This window comes from Castellaniella sp. WN, from assembly GCF_054457555.1.
The window spans coordinates 819,519-837,572 of the sequence record NZ_JBTKZC010000001.1 but is presented as its reverse complement, the minus strand read 5'-3'; the positions used below and the strand labels follow the sequence as shown (position 1 = coordinate 837,572).

Genomic DNA, 18,054 nt, shown 5'->3' with positions numbered 1-18,054 from the left:
TTTTCTTGCGGCAATGACGTTGAATCGGTGAAAATCTACGCATTGCGTACATAGGAGCCGATGATGGCAATTTCCCAGCAAGTCTTCCTGCGCGACGCGATGCGCCGCCTGAACCTGACCCGCGACGTGTTCGCCGCCCGTATCGGAGTCAAGCGCCGCGCCCTGGACACCTGGCTGCTGCCGGAGGGTTCCCAGGAAGCCCGTTCCATGCCGGAAGTCGTCTCCCGCTTCGTCACCGAGATCGTGGAAAACGGCGCGCTGATGGAAAAGTATGCGCAGAGCGCACAATCCGGTCCCTTGCGTGACCGCATCGCCGCCAACAACAAGCACCAGCTCCTGTCCGTGGACCAGTTCACGCGCGAATCCGTCGAGGAACTGTTCCGCGTGGCCGACCTGATGCAGCCCATCGCACGGCGGCGCAAGGTCTCCCGCGTCCTGGAAGGCGCGGTGCTGGGCAATCTGTTCTTCGAAGCCAGCACGCGCACGCGGGTCAGCTTCGGCGCGGCTTTCTGCCGCCTGGGCGGCTCGGTGTGCGACACCACCGGCTTCACCTTCTCGTCCATGGCCAAGGGTGAATCCATCTATGACACCAGCCGCGTGATGAGCGGCTACGTGGACGCCATGGTGATCCGTCACCCGGAAAAGGGCTCCGTGGCCGAATTCGCCGCCGCGACCAACATCCCCGTGGTCAACGGCGGCGACGGCGCGGGCGAGCACCCCAGCCAGGCGTTGCTGGACCTCTACACCATCCTCACGGAATTCTCACGGCTGGGCAAACTGCTGGATGGCGCACACATCGTCATGGCCGGCGACCTGAAATACGGCCGCACGGTGCATTCGCTGATCAAACTGCTGGCCCTGTATCGCGGCATGAAGTTCACCCTGGTGTCCCCGCCGGGCCTGGAAATGCCGGAATACCTGCTGGACCAGGCCAGCCGCAACGGCCACGTCATCGAGCAGACCCACGACCTGGCCGCCGGCCTGAAGGGCGCGGACGTGGTCTACGCCACCCGGGTGCAGAAGGAACGCTTCTCGGGCGAGAACCTGGAGGGCTATTCGGCCGATTTCCAGGTCAACAAAGTCATCGTGGATGCCTGCTGCGGCCCGGACACGATCGTCATGCACCCGCTGCCGCGCGACAGCCGCGAGGGCGCCAACGACCTCGGCACCGACCTGAACCACGATCCGCGCCTGGCGATCTTCCGCCAGACGGACAATGGCATTCCGGTGCGCATGGCGATCTTCGCCGTGCTGATGGGAGTCGAGGGTCTGGTGCAGCATTCGCTGCGCGACGTGACCTGGGCGCCGCCGTCCCATATCGGACCGGACGACAGCGTGTTCCACGGGATCGATTGATCGCGGGCCGCGGCCCGCGGGAGTTGTGTCTGCGATGGGTCCGGAGTCGTGACGGCGGTCACGCCGCCGCGCGCATTCCCCCCAGCGCCGCCACCAGATCGTCCAGCATGCGCGCCAGTTCGCCCGCCATCAGGGCGAAGTCGGCCTCGAATTGTTCAGCCTCGTTGGCGGCCTGGGCGTCCTGGTGTTCTTTCAGCACGTCCAGGGGGGCGACGCGCTTGATGTCCAGGTTCTCGGTCAGAACGAAGGACACGCGATCGTTCCAGGTCATGGCCAGGCGCGTGCATTGCTTGCCCGCCTGGACGTGACGGCGGACCTCGTCCAGTTCGACCGTCTGGCGCACGTAGCGCACGGTGGCGCGCGATTCGCCGGTGGAGCGCAGTTCCGTGTCCTGGTCGATGGTGAACCCGGCGGGCGCCTCGTCCTCGGACAGCCACAGTGTCATGGCGGCGCCCGGTGACATTTCCACGTGCAGCGGCACGATGGGAAAGGGGGTGAGGGTCTTGGCCAGCAGGCCCAGGACCTCGTCGCTGCGCGCGGTGGCGGCGGCGTCGATGGCCACCCAGCGGTTCACGGTGTCGATCCAGATGCGCGTGTCATGGGCGATGACGAAGGCGCGAGGCAGCAGCTCCATCGTCATCTGCTCCTTGATTTCCTTCATCTGTTTGCGACCGGGCTTGTAGCCCTGCTGTTCTTCCATCTGCAGGGCGCGCGCGCGGCTGGCCTGGTTGACGACCGTGGCCGGCAGCAGCTTCTTTTCCGTCTGCAGGCGCAGCAGGATCTGGCCATGCTGCGCATAGGCCAGGCCGCTGTCCTCGCGCGGCGGCAACCACCCCGATACTTGGCTGTCCTGGCTACCGCCTGGCTGGAAGGCGAGCGGCTCCAGCGCCGCTTCGAGGTCGGCGGCGGTCAGGGAAGCGTTGGGGGCGAGACGGTAGAGTTTGAGATTCTTGAACCACATGGTCTTGTCGTGCGGGCCGGCGGGCGGCGGTGAAAACGGGACTTGATTGTACGCGGTAAAGACCCGGGCGGCCGGATGGATGTGAATCGGTGTGCCAGCGCCCGTGTCCGGGTTCAAATCGATCGGGGGAGACGCGGCCGGCCTTCGTTTGCGAGCAAGATCACTGCTAGGAATTACCCGTAATTCAATCGTATACAGATTGCTTGTAGTTTAATGCGATTTAAATGATCGTATGCTGGGCCGTCGAATGGATCTTCCCCGGGGTCCGGGGGGCAAGGAGCACGGCGGCAATGAGCAAGAGTGAACTGATTTCCGACCTGACGGCCTGCCTCGGACCGTCCGCGTTACGGGTGTCGGAGACCGACATGGCGAGCTATACCGAGGACTGGCGCGCTCGTTACAAGGGCCCCGCCGCCTGCGTCGTCCTGCCGGGCTCGGTGGAAGAGGTCGCCGCCGTGGTGCGGACATGCGTCCGGCACGGCAATCCCGTACTGCCGCAGGGGGGCAATACCAGTCTGTGCGCGGGCGCGGTGCCGGCCAACGAAGGCGTTCCCCCGGTCATCGTCAATCTTTCGCGCATGCATCGCATCCGTCGCCTGGACGTGGCCAACTCATCCATCGAGGTCGAAGCGGGCTGCGTCCTGGCGCGGGTGCAGGAAGCGGCGGCCGCTCAAGGGCGCCTGTATGCGGTCAGTCTCGGGGCAGAGGGCTCTTGCCAGATCGGCGGGACGATTTCGACCAACGCCGGCGGTACCGGCGTGCTGCGCTATGGCAACACGCGCGAGAACGTCCTGGGGCTGGAGGTGGTCCTGCCCGACGGCACGATCTGGAACGGCCTGCGCAGCCTGCGCAAGAACAACACCGGTCTGGATCTGAAGCACTTGTTCATCGGGGCGGAAGGCACGATGGGCGTCATCACCGCAGCGACGCTGAAGCTGCACCCTTTGCCCCTGTCGCATTCAATGGCGTGGCTGGCGCCCGTCGATCCGGATGCGGCGCTCGCGCTGCTGGGCCGTTTCCAGGAGCGGTTCGGCGACAAGCTGAGCGCATGCGAAATGATGGATGCCGCGCAGGTGGAGACGGTGTTGCGGCATGTGCCTGGCCGTCATGATCCCTTGTCCGGGCCTCATCCTTGGCACCTGTTGGTGGAATTGTCGGACACGCATGCGGACGCACGCCACGACGAGGCCCTGCTGGCCCTGCTCGAAGAAGGCATGGAGCGAGGCTTGCTGCGGGACGCCGCCCTGGCTTCGAGCGAGACTCAGCGGCGGGCCATGTGGCAATTCCGCCATAGCGTATCGGAAGCCAACAAGAAAGCGGGCATGGGCCTTACCACCGATTGTGCCGTCCCTGTCTCGGCGGTGCCCCGGTTCATCGAGCGGGCCCGCGCCGCCGTCCAGGCGCTCGCGCCGGACATCCGGACCCTGATCGTCGCTCATCTGGGCGACGGCAATGTGCATTTCATTCCCTTGTTCAGTTTCGAGCAATGGAATGCCCTGGACGACCGGGACGCCACCGCACGAGCGATCCGGCGCGGCGTGGATGACGCGGCCCATGCGCTGGGCGGCACGTTCAGCGCCGAACATGGCGTCGGCGGCACGCTGGTTCCCGAGATGGCGCACTACAAGGCGCCCGTCGAACTGGCCCTGATGCGTGCCGTCAAGCAGGCCGTCGACCCTCACTGTCTTTTCAACCCCGGCCGTTTGTTGCCCTGATGGCCTTTCGTCCCACCCTTTAGGAGCTGCCATGAAGAAGCCCTATGTTTTCAACGCGTCGCGACGTACCGCCCTGAAGACCGCTGCCGCAGGCTTGGCCGCGGTCGCCGCCCCCCTCGTCTGGACGCCTGCGCGTGGCGCAGGAAAACGGATCGTCGTGCGTGACGACGGCGGGATCTACGCCAAGGCCTATGGCGCGGTCTATTACCGGCCGTTCTTTGAAAAGACCGGCATCGAGGTGGTGGGCGTCGCTGCCAACGCCGAGCCCACGGCCCAGATCCGCAGCATGGTGGAAGCAGGCAGCTATGCCTGGGATATGGCCAAGATCAGCAACCCCGCCATCCTGCTGCTGACGTCCACTCAGAAGAAATACCTGGAAAAGCACGGGCTGGAGTCCGATCCCGTCGTCGCCACCATCCCGTCGCAGTACATGTCGCCCTATGGCGTGGGCACCAACGTCTACAGCACGGTGCTGGCCTATCGCACCGACGCTTTCAAGGGACGTCGGGCCCCCGAGTCCTGGGCGGATCTGTGGAATGTCAAGGATTTTCCCGGGCGGCGCGCCTTGCGCAAGCATCCCTTCGACACGATCGAGGAAGCCCTGATGGCCGATGGCGTTTCGAATGCACAGGTCTATCCCTGCGATCTGGACCGGGCATTCCACGCGCTGGACCGGGTGAAGGCCGATGTGGCCGTGTGGTGGAACAGCGGCGCGCAGGTGGAGCAGATGCTGGGTTCGGGCGAAGTCGATATGGTCGCCACCTGGGTGTCGCGCGCGCAATCCGCCGCCGCCAACGGCGCGCCGGTCGGCATCGTATGGAGCCAGAACATCTGGGGCGCCGACAATTGGTCGATCCTGGCCGGGACGCCCAATGCGGATGCCTGCCGCGAGTTCATCAAGTTCGCTTCGGACCCCAAGCGCCAGGCGGCCCTGACGGAATATTTCGCCGCCGGAGTGACGCAGCCGGCCGCTTTCGACTACATCGCGCCCGAGATCGCCAAGCACTGCCCCACCAGCCCGGAAAACATGAAGACGGGTGTGCCGATCAACGCCCAATACTGGCTCGACAACCAGCGCGCCGTGATCGAGCGTTTCAACGCCTGGGTTCTGAAATAAGCGCCATGCCGGCGCATCCGCCAAGGGAGACGGCACGCATGTCCGCATCGAATCTTCAGATCACCGGACTCGGCAAGCGCTATGGCAGCTTCGTGGCGCTGGCGCCGACGCAGCTGGACGTGGCCAGCGGAGAGTTTCTGACCTTGCTCGGCCCGTCGGGGTCGGGCAAGACCACCTTGCTGAGCCTGATAGCGGGTCTGTCCCAGCCCGACGAAGGGCGGCTCCTGCTCGACGGGAAGGATGTGACTTATGGCGCGCCCTACGAGCGCGATATCGGCATGGTGTTCCAGAACTACGCCCTGTTTCCCCACATGACCATCGAGGAGAACATCATCTTCCCCTTGAAGATGCGCAAGGTCGCAGCCGCCGAGGCCAGACGCCGGGCCGCCGAGGCGCTGGACATGGTGCGCCTGCCGCACGTCGCCCAGCGCTATCCGCGCGAATTGTCCGGCGGCCAGCAGCAACGCATCGCGCTGGCGCGCTGCCTGGTCTACCGTCCTTCCATCATCCTGATGGACGAGCCGCTGGGCGCCCTGGACAAGAAGCTGCGCGACCAGATGCAGCTGGAGATCAAGCGCATCCACCGGGAGCTGGGAACGACGGTGATCTATGTGACGCACGATCAGGAAGAGGCCATGACCATGTCGGACCGCATCTGTCTGATGAACGCGGGCGCCATCGAGCAACTGGGCACTCCGGCCGACCTGTATTTCCGGCCTCGCACGCTTTTCGTGGCCGATTTCCTGGGCGATTCCAATCTGTTTGACGCCCGGGTGGCCGACGTGGCGGCCGGCAGCGTCGGCATCGAGCTGGATGGCGGGGCGGGAGGCCGGGCCGCCTGCCATCAGGCGCGCCTGTCGGCGGGGGATGCGATCAAGGTGATGGTGCGTCCGCAGAACATCCGGGTTCTGCCGGTGCCTTCCGGCGGGGATGCCGGTCCGGCTCCCGAGGCGCGCCTGTCGGCACGGGTGACCGACGTCATGGTTACCGGCAGTCTGACCAAGCTGTACATGGAGGGCACCGCCGCCGGGGCTACGATCGTCGCAGCCTATCCCACCTGCGGATCGGCGCCGGTCTATGAACCGGGCCAGATGGTGATGCTGGGTTGGCACGAGACCGACGCGGTCGCCTTGGCGGAGTGAGAGCCATGAACGGACATTCTCCGGCTTCCGCCGTGGCCGCCCGCAAGAAATGGCGCACGGTGCTGATGGGCGGGCCGCTGTGCGCCTTGCTGCTGATCCTGCTCGTCTATCCGGTCGGGCAACTGCTGCTGCAAAGTTTCCATGACGAGGGCGGCGGCTTTGGTCTGGAGCAGTATCGCCGTCTGTTCCAGTCCTCCGTCTACATCGACGTATTGCTGATCACCTTGAAGATTTCGCTGTGGACGACCTTCTTCTCGGTGCTGGCGGGCTTTCCGGTTGCCTACCTGATTTCGTCGCTGCCCCGTCAGCGCAAGGGCATCCTGCTGTTCTGGATCGTGCTGTCGTTCTGGACCAGTTTTCTCGTGCGCACCTTCGCCTGGATCGTCATCCTGGGCCGCAACGGCCCCCTGAACCAGTGGCTGCAGGCGCTGGGCATTCTGGACGCTCCGGCCGACCTGCTGTACCGGTTCGGCAGTGTGGTGATCGGCATGGTCCACGCCCTGATGCCGCTGGCTGTGCTGACCATGCTGTCGGTCATGGAAAACATCGACCGCAACCTGCCGCGCGCAGCGGCCACCCTGGGGGCGCGGCCGGGGACGGCCTTCTGGAAGATCTATTTTCCGCTGTCGATGCCCGGTGTGGCCGCAGCCGGGATCATGGTGTTCGTTACGGCGATCGGCTTCTTCATTACGCCCGCCCTCCTGGGCGGACGCCGCGAGACCATGATTACTCAGATCATCATCGATCAGATTCAGCAGACCCTGAACTGGGGGTTCGCGGGCGCTATTTCCGTCCTGCTGCTGCTCGTCGTACTGCTGGTATTCGCGCTCTACGACAAACTGCTGGGGCTGTCCACCATGGCCGGCGGAGGGATCGACACCGGGCGGCGCGTGCGCAGCGATGGCCTCATCCATCGGGCGGGGGACGCCGTGCTGAATGGCCTGGCCCTGGGCTCGGACTGGCTGCTGACGTGTTTGCGATTCGGCGCTCGCTCCGGGGCGCTCGCCTCGAAGCCTTCGCGCGGCCTGTGGTGGCTGGTGGTTGCCGTGCTGGTGTTCCTGAGCCTTCCCGCCTTTCTGATGGTGCCACTGTCTTTCGGCGCCGAGTCGGGTCTGAACTGGCCGCCGCGCGGTTTTTCCCTGCAGTGGTACCAGCAGATGCTCGACTCGCCGATGTGGATGGGGGCGATCGCGCGTTCGCTCGTCGTCGGTCTGGGCGCCGGTATCCTGTCCATGCTGATCGGCACTCCCGTGGCTTTCATGCTGGCGCGCGGCAACATGCGAGGCAAGGGCCTGTGGCTGGCGTTCGTGCTGTCGCCGATCGTGGTGCCGCGCATGATCATCGCCGTGGGCATCTTCTACTTCTTTGCGGGGATCGGCCTGGTGGGCACATCCGTCGGTCTGATGCTGGCGCACACCGTCGTGGCTGTCCCTTATGTGGTGATCACCATGATGGCCGTCCTGCGCAACTACGATCAGCGCCTGGACCTGGCGGCGCAGAGCCTGGGGGCCCGGCCGGTCGCCACCTTGCGCTACGTCACATTCCCGATCCTGGGCGCGGGCCTGCTGTCGTCGTTCCTGTTTGCCTTCGCGACCTCGTTCGACGAGCTGACCATCGCGCTGTTCTCGTCCGGCGGACTGAGCGCCACGCTGCCCAAGCAATTCTGGGACGAGGTGACTCTGCAGATTTCGCCGGTGATCGCGGCGGTGTCCACCTGTCTGTTTGTCTTCATCGCGGTCCTGATCTGGGTCGCCGACCGGCTGCGGCAACGCAGCCTGGCCTGATGTCCACTCCTTTTTCTGTCCATGTCACTACGGAAGCTTTCATGATCGATTCCAGCCATCTGCACGGCGTGCTCCCCGCCATTCCCACGCCGGTCAGGTCCGACGATACTATCGACGTCACGGCTGCCCGCGCCCTGGCCGAGTCTTTGATCGGGCATGGTGTGAACGGCATCGTGCCTTTGGGCGGCACGGGCGAATACGGCTCCCTGGCGCGCAGGGAACGCGCGCGCATGGCCGCCTTGATGGTCGAGGTCGCGGCTGGCAGGCTGCCCATCATCCCGGGTGTGCTGGATCCGGGCTATTACGACGCCCTGGAGTCTGGCAGGGAACTGGCCGCCGCCGGGGCCGATGCGCTGATGGTGCTCACGCCCTACTACACGAATCCGACGCAGGACGGTATCCGGGACTATTTCATGCGCTATGCCGACGAGTCTCCGGTGCCGATCCTGATCTACGAGATTCCCTATCGCACCCGAATCGCCATCCGGCCCGAAGTGCTGCATGAGTTGTCGCGGCATGAGCGGATCATCGGCATGAAGGCTTGCAACACCGACATGTACCATTTTCTGCGCACCGTGGCCGGTGTGGACGACACCTTCGCGGTGCTGAGCGGTGAGGATGCCCTTTTCCCGCTGCACATGGCGGCGGGCGCCCGGGGCGGGGTGGTGGTGACCGCCAGTGTGCTGCCTCGGGCGTGGCTGCAGATGTATGCGCTGGGAAAACAGGGCAGGACGGCCGAGGCCCTGGCCCTGCACCGGCGCCTGATTCCCTTGCTGAATCTGGCTTTTTCCGAGACCAACCCCGGACCGATGAAGTCCGTCATGGACCTGATCGGTATCCGGGCGCCGCGCGTGCTCCAGCCCCTGGTCAGCCCGGCCCCGGATTTGCAGGCCGCGCTGCGCCGTGAATTGGAAGGGCTGCTGCGGGAATTCGGAGACGCCGCCGCGTAGGGAAGGCGGGCATGCCGCCGTTCGGGGCCGGTCGGGCGACGGGCTTCCCGGCCCCGGACAACGCGTCAGACTGGGTATCGTCCGAACTTGGATTTGGAGATCGAGGTGGCGGCCACCTGGACGTGCTGGACGAGTTCGGACTCGACGCGCTCCAGCGTCCAGCGTGTCGTGGGCACCGCGATATTGATGGCGCTGACCGTATGGCCGCGATGGTCGGCGACCGGTGCCGCGATGGAAATGTCGCCCAGAACGGTTTCGTTCTTGACCACGGCGTAGCCTTTTGCCGCTGCCCGCTGGACACGGTCCAGCAGTTTTTGCGGATCGGTTTCCGTATAGGGCGTGATCGGGCGCAGGTCGGTCTGCGCCAGGATATCGCGGCGTCTGGCTTCCGGGAGCCTGGACAGGATAGCGATGCCCGAGGCGGTGAAGAATGCCGGCAGGCGGCTGCCCACGGTGATGTCCACATTGACCAGGTGCTGACCTGGAAAGCGCGCCAGGAAGACGATGTCGGCGCCATCCAGTTCGTGCAGATTGGTGGTTTCGCCCACGGTCCGGCTGATGTCCAGCAAATAGGGCGAGGCCTTGTCGATCAGTTCGTTGGCCCGGATGTAGTTGTACGAGAGTTGCAGCAGTTTCGGCGCCAGCCCGTAGAGGCGGGTTTCGGGCACCCGGCGCAGGTAGCCCAGGGCCTCCAGCGTGTGGACCAGCCGTTGCGTGGCGCTGCGATCCAGCCCCGTGTTGCGGGCCAGATCGGCCAGGCTCATGTGGCGCCGCGCGCCGTCGAATGCGTGCAGGACCTTGAACGCTTTTTCCAGTGAGCCGATGAACAGCGTGGAGCGTTTCGGCGCGGCGCCGGAGGTGGGGTCGTCCGGACCAGGTGAAAGGGGGGAGGCGGATTGTTCGGGCACGGCCGCAGATTCCTGTCGGGCGGCGATCGCCGAGTTTCACCTTTCATGCAATCGCTGATCAAATTGAAATACGATTCGTTCAATTATATTCCAATCAGTCTTTCGAAAAACAGACGACTGGTCATGGGGCCGCGAGGAGGGCGCTTGAAGACGGCCTGAGGGGGGCGGTCACCGGTCCCGCGCCCATTCCCGCAGCCCTGGATGGCGCCGGTCCTTGTCCGACAGGATGGGAGCGCGGATCGGCCAGGGAATCGCCAGGTCCGGACAGTTCCAGGCCAGGCCGCCCTCGTCGGCCGGGTCGTAGTAATCCGTGCACTTGTACTGGAAGATCGCCGCCTCGCTGATGACGCAGAAGCCGTGCGCGTAGCCGGGGGGAATCCAGATCTGGCGGTGGTTGTCGGCCGACAGTTCCACCGCGACATGCCGGCCGAAGGTGGCCGATCGGGGATCGATGTCCACGGCCACGTCGAAGACCGCGCCCTCGATCACCTGGATCAGTTTGCCCTGCGGGCGGGTGCGCTGGAAGTGCAGGCCGCGCAGCACGCCGCGTGCTGAGCGCGAGACATTGTCCTGGACGAAATCCAGGTCGATGCCGGCTTCCTCGCGGTAGCGGCGGACGCTGAACGATTCCAGGAAGAAGCCGCGCGCGTCGTCGAAGACCCGCGGTTCGATCAGGCGCACGCCGGGCAGGGCGGTGTCGATGATCTTCATCGTCCGCAGTCCTCGCGCGCCAGGACCAGCAGGTATTGGCCGTAATCCGTCTTGGACAGCCGCGCGCCGCGTTCCTCCAGCCCGGCGCGGTCCAGCCAGCCGTTGTTGAAGGCGATCTCCTCCAGGCAGGCGACCTTCTGTCCCTGGCGACGCTCGATGGTCTGCACATAGGTGCCGGCATCCAGCAGGCTTTCGTGCGTACCCGTGTCCAGCCAGGCGAAGCCCCGGCCCAGGAGCTTGACGTGCAGGTCGCCGCGTCGCAGGTAGGCGTTGTTCACATCGGTGATTTCCAGCTCGCCCCGCGCCGAAGGCCGCACCTCGCGCGCGATGTCCACTACGCCGTTGTCATAGAAGTACAGGCCGGTCACGGCATAAGGGGATTTCGGTCGGGCGGGCTTTTCCTCGATCGACAGGGCGCGTCCGGCGGCGTCGAATTCCACCACGCCGAAGCGCTGTGGGTCCACGACCCGATAGCCGAAGATGGTGGCTCCCGAGGCCCGTTGGGCGGCTTCGCGCAGCATGCCGCTGAAGCCGTAGCCGTAAAAGATGTTGTCCCCCAGCACCAGGCAGACCCGGTCGTCGCCGATGAAGTCCGCGCCGATCAGGAAGGCCTGCGCCAGGCCGTCGGGCGAGGGTTGCTCCGCATAGGACAGGGCGATGCCGAAGTCCGATCCGTCGCCCAGCAGGCGCTGGAATCCCGGCAGGTCGTCGGGCGTGGAGATCACCAGCACGTCGCGGATGCCGGCCAGCATCAGCACCGACAGCGGGTAGTAGATCATCGGCTTGTCGTAGATGGGCAGCAATTGCTTGGACACGCCGCGCGTGATCGGATGCAGCCGGGTGCCGGAACCGCCGGCGAGGATGATGCCTTTCATGGAGCGCCTGAGGGGGACTGGACCAGCCGCCAGTGTAGCGGGGAACGGGACATGGCGATGCGGGGATCAGGCGGCGGTTTTCGGGCGGTTCACGCCGACCGGCCGGCGCGCCGGACCGGTGGATGGATGCCTAGTGTCCTGTCTGGTGAGTTTGGTCACTTGAATTCGGATGCATGGGCTTGTCAGGCAAGGTGCAAACCGCATCGATAGCCGGTGCTATCGCGAGGATGAGTCTGGACACGGAGCAGTCCCTGCGGACTGCTCCGTGCCTGACGAATCCGAACCGCTTGCAAGCGGTGAGGTGGACAAGCAACGCAGCATGGCCAGCCCGGGCGCCGAAGGCAAGGATCGGAATTAGCCAGACAGGACACTAGAGCCAGGCCTCCTGCTCCGCCTTGCGGCCTTCGGTCTCCATGGCCTTGCACAGGGCGCGCAGCCCGGCCGGCAGGCGGGGGCGATCCAGCAGGCGGTCCAGCAGGCGTCGGTCGTGCGCGTTCAGCGGCCAGGTCTGGGCGGTGGCGGTCCACTCGGCCACGCCCATCCGGTGCGGTTCCCAGGTCAAGTTCAGGGACTGCCAGATTTCTCCGACTGAACAGGCGATATCCACGCCGGAAGGGTCGGCGTCCGCGCTGATCCGGGCCGGCGCGGGCGCCAGATGCAGCAAATGGCCGACGGCTTTCCGCCAGGCGGTCGGCGGCCGTCCCGGCATCCATAGCAGGGCTGTGCCGGGTTCCGGATCGAGGGCCTGGCGCTCGAAGCTGGCGCGGTTTTCGATCAGCCACCAGCATCGCGGCGCCTCGGCGGCGTCGATGCGGACCAGGTCGGTCAGCGGCAGGCCGATGCAATGCAGATGGCTCAGCGGCATCATGCGTCCCTCGCCCCAGCCCAGGGTCACGTCGCCCGCGAGCCAGGCCATCAGGGCGAAGCGCGCGATCCGCAGGCGTTCCAGGTCGAAGCACGATTCCAGCCAGCGCCAGTCGGCCGCGGACAGCGCCTTGGTGCCGCCGGCCGCGCGCAGGGCGAAATCGCGCCGCGTGCCGGATTCTTCAGCGTCGTGCCAGGCCGTCAGGGCGCGCAGCAGATCCAGCCGCCGGGCGAGCCGATCGAGCGGCGCCCGATCGCCGGCCAGTTGAGCTGTGGCCCGTTCCAGTTCGTCGAGCAGGTCGGGATCGGGTTCAGTCGCGGAGGTACTCCAGGTCCGTAGCCAGTCCTGCGCCTGATCGATCAGGGCCTGGCGTGTCTCGGCTCGCTGGTTCGGGCCGGTGACGCCCAAAAGCGCCCGTAGACGCGGCAGGTCGCGCCAGATCAAGGCGTTCCATCGCCATGCGCCGCCTTTGAATTGTTCGCAGCGGATGATCCAGCCCCGGTCCAGCAACCACTCGCACAGGGCATTGGCCAGCTCGATGCCGGTGGTGCCGCCCGCCGCTTTGACCAATGTGCCGTGCGTGCGTTTGATCTCGTCTTTGCTCACCCAGCGGCGCAGCAGCGTCTTCTTGTCCTCGGCGAATGGGAACGGCAGTGTTTCAGGGATCGGCGTGTCCGCGCGACGTTCGCGCTTGTTCCGGCCTTTGGCTTCATCGATCCAGTCCGGCGTTCCCATGGCGAGATCCTCAGACCGCCGTTTCCGCCCGCCGCTGCAGGACGCCGATGGGCGGCGCCCAGCGCGCATCGCGCGGCTTCTTGGATGTGACCAGGGTGATGTCGGCCGGCTCGAACACTTCCACGTTGTGCGTGATCGGGGTCGTGAGCACGTACTGGGCACGGGTGGATTTCAGGAAATGGCCAACCAGCTGGATGTTGCGCACGTCCAGGTGAGCGAAGGGCTCGTCGATGAAGACGAAGCCGCCGGACATGTCATCGTCCTTGAGCAGGCCGACCAGCAGGATCAGGGACTTGATCACCTGCTGGCCGCCCGAGGCCTCGCCGTCGTTCAGGCCGATGCGGCCCTTGCCGTCGAAATTGAAGCTGACCTTCAATTCCGCCTGGCGCAGCACGGTGTCGTCGTTGTCCAGGTGGGGCAGGTCGGCGACGACTTCGACGCCGGCCAGGGCACCCAGGTCGGTGATGTTCTTGCGGTAGCGGCGCACCGTGGCGCGCAGCACGTCGATGTAGCGTTCCCGGGCGTTGGCCACGGCCGTGGCCGCCGCCGCGTTGCGCGCCTTGCAGGTCTCCAGGCGGGCCGTCTGGTCGCCGACCGTGGTTTGCATCAGGAACTGCTTTTCCTCGACGGTGCCGTCCGTTTCCCACTGGCCTTCCGCCAGTTCGCGTTCGAGGGTTTCGGCGCGCAGTCTGGCCTGCGTCGCATTCTGGTAGTGTTTCAGCAGGGCGTGCCGCTTTTCGAGGGTGATCCAGTGCGTGGGAAAGCGCCGTTTCAGTGCGTGCGATGCAGCCGCCCGGTCGCGCTGTTCCTCGCGCCGCGCCTGCCATTCGCGTTCGGTGCGCTCGGCCTCGCGTTCGCCTTCGGACAGGCGTTGTTGCAGGCTGTCGTAGCGATTGCCGGCGCGCGTCTGTTCGATGACGGCGTTCTTGTGGGCTTCCTCCAGGGATTGCCAGCGTTCGCCGGCCTCGATGCGGGCCTGTTTCAAGGTGGGCCATTGCTGGCGCGCGCGTTCGAATTCCTCGCCCCGCTGGATCAGGGCCTCGGCGGCGCGGTGGCCCGCGCCGGTCTGGCGTGCGGCTTCGAGTTCCCGGCGCAAGGTTCTGTCCTGTTGAGCCAGGTCTGTCAGCTGTTCGTCCAGCTGTGTCAGTTGGCGTTGCAGCGCGTCGGCGCGCGCGGCGAGCGCGGCGGCGCCGAACTGGTGCTCGGACGGGTCGATCCAGACGCTGCGCCCGCCCCGGCGGTCGCGCCAGTAGGCCTGGGGCGTGATCCATTCGCCGCCCGACCGGGCGCCGGCCTGGGTGTCGGTCACCCGGCGGATCTGTGCCAACTGGTGCAGCAGCCAGCCAGGCGCCATATCGGAAAATCGCAGCACGGCCAGCAGGCTGTCCGGCGGAGGAGAGGCGGGCGCGTGCTCGGCTTCGGCCACCAGATAGTGCCGGTAGCGTTCCTTTTCGGCCAGGGCCATGGCCCGGCCCTCGTCCTGGGGGTCGTGCAGCACCACCACCCAGCGCGCGGCGCGCAGCACGCCTTCGGCGGCGGCTCGCCAGGATTCGTCGGTGATCTCGATGACATCGGCTATCAGGTGATGCGCGATGTCCTGCTGGCGCAGCGTGCGCCGGAAGCGCTGGACCTCGGGCGGCATGGGGGCCTGACGCTGCCCCCGCAGGCCGTCCAGCGCCGTGCGTACCTGGGTGCGCCGGTCGCTGGCGGCGTGCCAGCGGCGGTCCAGTTCGGATTTCTGCGCTTCCAGTTCGCGGACACGTTCGGCCAACTGGGCGGCATCGCCCTCGATGGCGGCCAGTTTCTGCAGTTCGTCGGCATGCTTGACCAGATCTTCCACGGGCCGTTCCGCGTCACGGGCCTGGCGTTGGGCGGCCTGGGCCTGGTCCTTGTCCTTTTCCAGCGCGTTGACGCGGGCTTCCGCTGCCTGGCGGGCTTCCAGCAGCGTCAGCAGCCGGGTCCGGTCCTGTGTGCGCTGTCGCTGGTGAGCCGCGTGCTGCTGGCGCTGACGGAGCAGCTCTTTCAGGCGCTGGGTCATCTCGCGCCGGTCCTCGTGCCATTCCAGTACCGGCACGACCTCGGTCGCCAACTCTTCGCGTTCGCGCAGCCGCATCTGGTACTGGCGATACTGGGTGACGCGGGCTTCCAGTTCGGCCAGCTGGGCGCGGCCATGCGCCAGTTCGCGTTCGGCCACCTCGACCTCGGCTTCCTGCTCGCGCAGGTGGCGGCGGGCCTCTTCGTAGCGGTCCAGCACTTCCTGGTCGCCGAACACGTCGAAGACCAGGCGCAGCAGTTCCTTGGGCGAGTATTCGCACAGCCGGTCGGTCTGGCCCTGTTCCAGGGCCAGCACGCGGGCGATGGCGCGCGACAGCCCGGCGCCCTCCAGGCGCTTGCGCCAATGCTCGATACCGAGCCAGTCCTTGTCGGGCGCCTGGAGCAGGGTCTCGATGGGCACGTCGCCGTCCGCCATCAGGTAGCGGCGCTGCCAGTCGCCACCGTTGCGGTCGATGCGGCAGGCCAGCGTCACCTGGTCCGCGTACAGCAGGTTGCGCGCAAACGGCCGGCTGGAGGTCTGGCGGCCGTGCGGCCGGTTGTCCACGACGGCGCGCAGCCAGGTCGTGTCGGCATTCGCGTGGCGCGCGTAGGTCTTGTAGTTGCGCCCGCCCGAGCAGTCCAGGCCCAGCAGGGTGCGCATGGCGTCGAGCAGCGTCGTCTTGCCGGAGCCGTTTGGGCCGGCCACGGTGATGATGGCGCCGTCCAGCGGCAGCGTCAGGCGCTGGCAGTAGTCCCACTGCAGCAGTTCCAGGGATTGCAGGTGAAACATCAGTCCTCGTCCTTTGCGTGCGGCTCGGCGTCGGATGGCGATCCAGCGGTTTCATCCAGGGCGGCGTCACTCGCGAGACCGGTGAGTGGCCCGGCCTCAGCGGGTGCGGCGGGATCCCGGTCCGGCGCGGCCGGATCCGCTTCCGCCTGGCGGCGCGCGCGCGCCAGCACGTCGCCCAGCGCTCCCTCCAGGATGCGCGGCGCCAGCGCGTCGTAGTCCAGCAGCAGGTCCAGCAGCGGTCCTTCGCCGATGTCGTCGCCCTTGCGCAGAATGAATCCCCGGGCCTCCAGGCGCTTCAGGTTGCCGTCCATACGGGTCTTGCGCCCCAGTTGGGGGCCGAAATCGGCCAGCAGCGCCTTGTACGACACCACCGGGCTGACGCTGGCCGCGCTGGGGATCGGGCGTTCGGTGGTGAACATTTCTCCCTGGCTCCCGGTCTCCGCCGTCGCGGCGCGGGCCGCCTGGCGCTCGCGCTTGGGCAGCACGATCAGCGACCACAGCAGCACCAGCAGCGAGACCGCATCGCGCGGCAGGCGGGCGTTGTTGTTGGCGTTCAGGCCGGTCTCGCCGAAGACCGCGGTTTCGGCGCCGCGCAGCAGAGCGACGCAGACATGATCGGCATGGATGTTGTCGACCAGGCGCAGGCCCGACAGGGCCAGGCGATCCTGCACCGTCTGCCACAGTTCGGCGTCGATCAGCGCCCGGCGCACGCGCGGGTGCCGCCGGGGCAGCCAGCGGCTGGCCAGTAATTCCGCGATCAGCAGGGCGGCGTCGTCCAGGGTTTCATGCATGGGATTCGTCCGGAGAATCGGGTTCCAGGGTGCCCGCGCTGATGAGGGCAACATAGGGGTCCTGCGCCGCCAGCAGTTCCGGACGCAGGGCGGCGTGCCAGGGCGAGCGTGCCAGGTCGCCCGTCAGCCCCCGCAGGGCGCGCGCCTGTTCGTCGCCCAGCAGCGGTAGCAGCTGCATCCGGTAGGCCGCCTGGGCGTAGCGGCCGCCCAGCACCGCGTCCGTGACGGGACGGGCGGGCGGCGGCACGCCGGGAGGCGCGGCTTCGGTCCATCGGGCCAGCTGCCCGATCAGGGTTCCCAGTTCTTCAGGCATGCGCAGGGCTTCCAGCGTACCGGGTTCGGCCCGCGCCGCCGGCGGCAGGCCCTGGACGCGGTGCGGATCGGGCCGGTCGCGGTCGAATTCCGCCTCGGCCACGTCGACCAGTTCGTGGCCGCTGACGAAGACCGGGTGGGGGCTGGCCGCCAGGGCGTCGCCCAGCAGCTCGTGCAGGTCGCCGCGCGCCTGCAGCCATTGCCGGACGTCGGAACTGGTGATGCCGGTGCTGCCCAGCGTGATGCGCCGGCGGTCGGCCTGCTGCAGCGCGCGCGTGAACTGACTGGCCATCGACAGCAGGCGCGCCTGCCCGCGTCCCAGGGCACGCGCCTCGCGTTCCAGACGCGGATCGTCGTGGTCGCCGCGGATCAGTGCCGTCAGAGCCTCGCCCGCCCGCTCGACCAGCTGCAGGGCGCGTTCGAAGCGCGGCTGGGCATCCCGCAGACGTGCCTCCGAGCCGCTGGCGATCACATCCGCGAATTCGTCGTGGCGTCTCGCCAGTTGGGCATGCAGGTGCTGGATCTGGCCGGCGTCGGACAGGCCCAGCGCCTGGGCGCCGGCCACCTGGGCAAGCAGGGACGCCATTTCATCGTCCTCGCCGGCGCCGCGAGCCAGAGGCGCCAGCAGGCCCTGCAACTGCTGGGCGAGCGCGGACAGATGGTAGTCCTGGGCTGTGGCGTCCCAGACCAGCAGGCCCAGGTCGCGCAGCCGTTTGAGTGTCGCATCCAGCGCCTCGGGCCTGAGGCTGAAGAACAGCTGGTTCAGGTCTTCCCGCTGCAGCCGTCCCTGGGGCTGGGCGGCCAGTTCCAGGAATACCCACAGGCGCAGCCGGGCCGTCGCCTGCCCGCCGGACAGCAGGCCGCGCAAGGCATCCAGGATATCCAGCCGCCGTCCCAGCAGCCAGGCGAGCGGTGCCTCGGCCGCGAGCGCTGGGTCGCGGAAATGGCTTTCGAACGAACCGGTGTCGTGTTCTTCGTGGAGGGGCTGTGAATCCATGGCGGAGCCCG

General features: G+C 66.8%; 14 protein-coding genes. 6 read left to right on the top strand and 8 right to left on the bottom strand.

Going from position 1 to position 18,054, the window contains the following annotated elements; all coding sequences use genetic code 11:
• Window positions 1-63: 63 nt before the first annotated feature.
• Entirely contained in the window at window positions 64-1,356 is a 1,293-nt protein-coding gene (locus tag ACTPOE_RS03815) for an aspartate carbamoyltransferase (protein WP_458872748.1), read from the top strand.
• A gap of 58 nt (window positions 1,357-1,414) precedes the next feature.
• Here the strand turns inward: ACTPOE_RS03815 and ACTPOE_RS03810 are convergent, their stop codons facing one another.
• Window positions 1,415-2,317, bottom strand: a complete 903-nt coding sequence (locus ACTPOE_RS03810; protein ID WP_458870891.1) for a recombination-associated protein RdgC — start codon at window positions 2,315-2,317, stop codon at window positions 1,415-1,417.
• Window positions 2,318-2,607: 290 nt separating this feature from the next.
• Here ACTPOE_RS03810 and ACTPOE_RS03805 point away from each other — a divergent pair, with 290 nt between their 5' ends.
• The 5 genes from ACTPOE_RS03805 to dapA are packed head-to-tail and all read left to right on the top strand — an operon-like array spanning window position 2,608 to window position 9,025.
• Window positions 2,608-4,032 (top strand): FAD-binding oxidoreductase, encoded by a 1,425-nt coding sequence (locus ACTPOE_RS03805; RefSeq protein WP_458870890.1) that lies wholly within the window; start codon window positions 2,608-2,610, stop codon window positions 4,030-4,032.
• A gap of 31 nt (window positions 4,033-4,063) precedes the next feature.
• Entirely contained in the window at window positions 4,064-5,149 is a 1,086-nt protein-coding gene (locus tag ACTPOE_RS03800) for an ABC transporter substrate-binding protein (protein ID WP_458870889.1), read from the top strand.
• Window positions 5,150-5,187: 38 nt separating this feature from the next.
• Window positions 5,188-6,291 carry an ABC transporter ATP-binding protein gene (locus ACTPOE_RS03795; protein ID WP_458870888.1) on the top strand — a complete coding sequence of 368 codons (1,104 nt, stop codon included), beginning with the start codon at window positions 5,188-5,190 and terminating at the stop codon, window positions 6,289-6,291.
• Between the two features lie 5 nt (window positions 6,292-6,296).
• Window positions 6,297-8,075, top strand: coding sequence for an ABC transporter permease subunit (locus ACTPOE_RS03790; RefSeq protein ID WP_458870887.1), 1,779 nt, complete (start codon window positions 6,297-6,299; stop codon window positions 8,073-8,075).
• A 41-nt stretch (window positions 8,076-8,116) separates the two neighbouring features.
• The gene (gene dapA, locus ACTPOE_RS03785) at window positions 8,117-9,025 is read left to right on the top strand and encodes a 4-hydroxy-tetrahydrodipicolinate synthase (protein ID WP_458870886.1); all 909 of its coding nucleotides are present in this window, start codon (window positions 8,117-8,119) and stop codon (window positions 9,023-9,025) included.
• A 65-nt stretch (window positions 9,026-9,090) separates the two neighbouring features.
• Here the strand turns inward: dapA and ACTPOE_RS03780 are convergent, their stop codons facing one another.
• From ACTPOE_RS03780 to ACTPOE_RS03750, 7 genes are all read right to left on the bottom strand, one after another.
• Window positions 9,091-9,933 carry an IclR family transcriptional regulator gene (locus tag ACTPOE_RS03780; protein ID WP_458870885.1) on the bottom strand — a complete coding sequence of 281 codons (843 nt, stop codon included), beginning with the start codon at window positions 9,931-9,933 and terminating at the stop codon, window positions 9,091-9,093.
• A gap of 168 nt (window positions 9,934-10,101) precedes the next feature.
• A complete protein-coding gene (gene rfbC, locus ACTPOE_RS03775) occupies window positions 10,102-10,644 on the bottom strand; it encodes a dTDP-4-dehydrorhamnose 3,5-epimerase (protein ID WP_458870883.1) in 543 nt (180 codons plus the stop codon).
• On the bottom strand, window positions 10,641-11,519 hold the full coding sequence (gene rfbA, locus ACTPOE_RS03770; RefSeq protein ID WP_458870882.1) for a glucose-1-phosphate thymidylyltransferase RfbA: 879 nt from the start codon (window positions 11,517-11,519) through the stop codon (window positions 10,641-10,643). Before rfbA ends, rfbC begins: the two co-directional genes overlap by 4 nt.
• A 370-nt stretch (window positions 11,520-11,889) precedes the next feature.
• Window positions 11,890-13,119, bottom strand: a complete 1,230-nt coding sequence (locus ACTPOE_RS03765; protein ID WP_458870881.1) for a DUF2399 domain-containing protein — start codon at window positions 13,117-13,119, stop codon at window positions 11,890-11,892.
• A 10-nt stretch (window positions 13,120-13,129) separates the two neighbouring features.
• Window positions 13,130-15,943 carry an ATP-binding protein gene (locus ACTPOE_RS03760; RefSeq protein WP_458870879.1) on the bottom strand — a complete coding sequence of 938 codons (2,814 nt, stop codon included), beginning with the start codon at window positions 15,941-15,943 and terminating at the stop codon, window positions 13,130-13,132.
• Entirely contained in the window at window positions 15,943-16,734 is a 792-nt protein-coding gene (locus ACTPOE_RS03755) for a hypothetical protein (RefSeq protein ID WP_458870878.1), read from the bottom strand. The genes ACTPOE_RS03760 and ACTPOE_RS03755 overlap by 1 nt, the downstream gene beginning before the upstream one ends.
• On the bottom strand, window positions 16,727-18,043 hold the full coding sequence (locus tag ACTPOE_RS03750; protein ID WP_458870876.1) for a hypothetical protein: 1,317 nt from the start codon (window positions 18,041-18,043) through the stop codon (window positions 16,727-16,729). Before ACTPOE_RS03750 ends, ACTPOE_RS03755 begins: the two co-directional genes overlap by 8 nt.
• Window positions 18,044-18,054 lie beyond the last annotated feature (11 nt).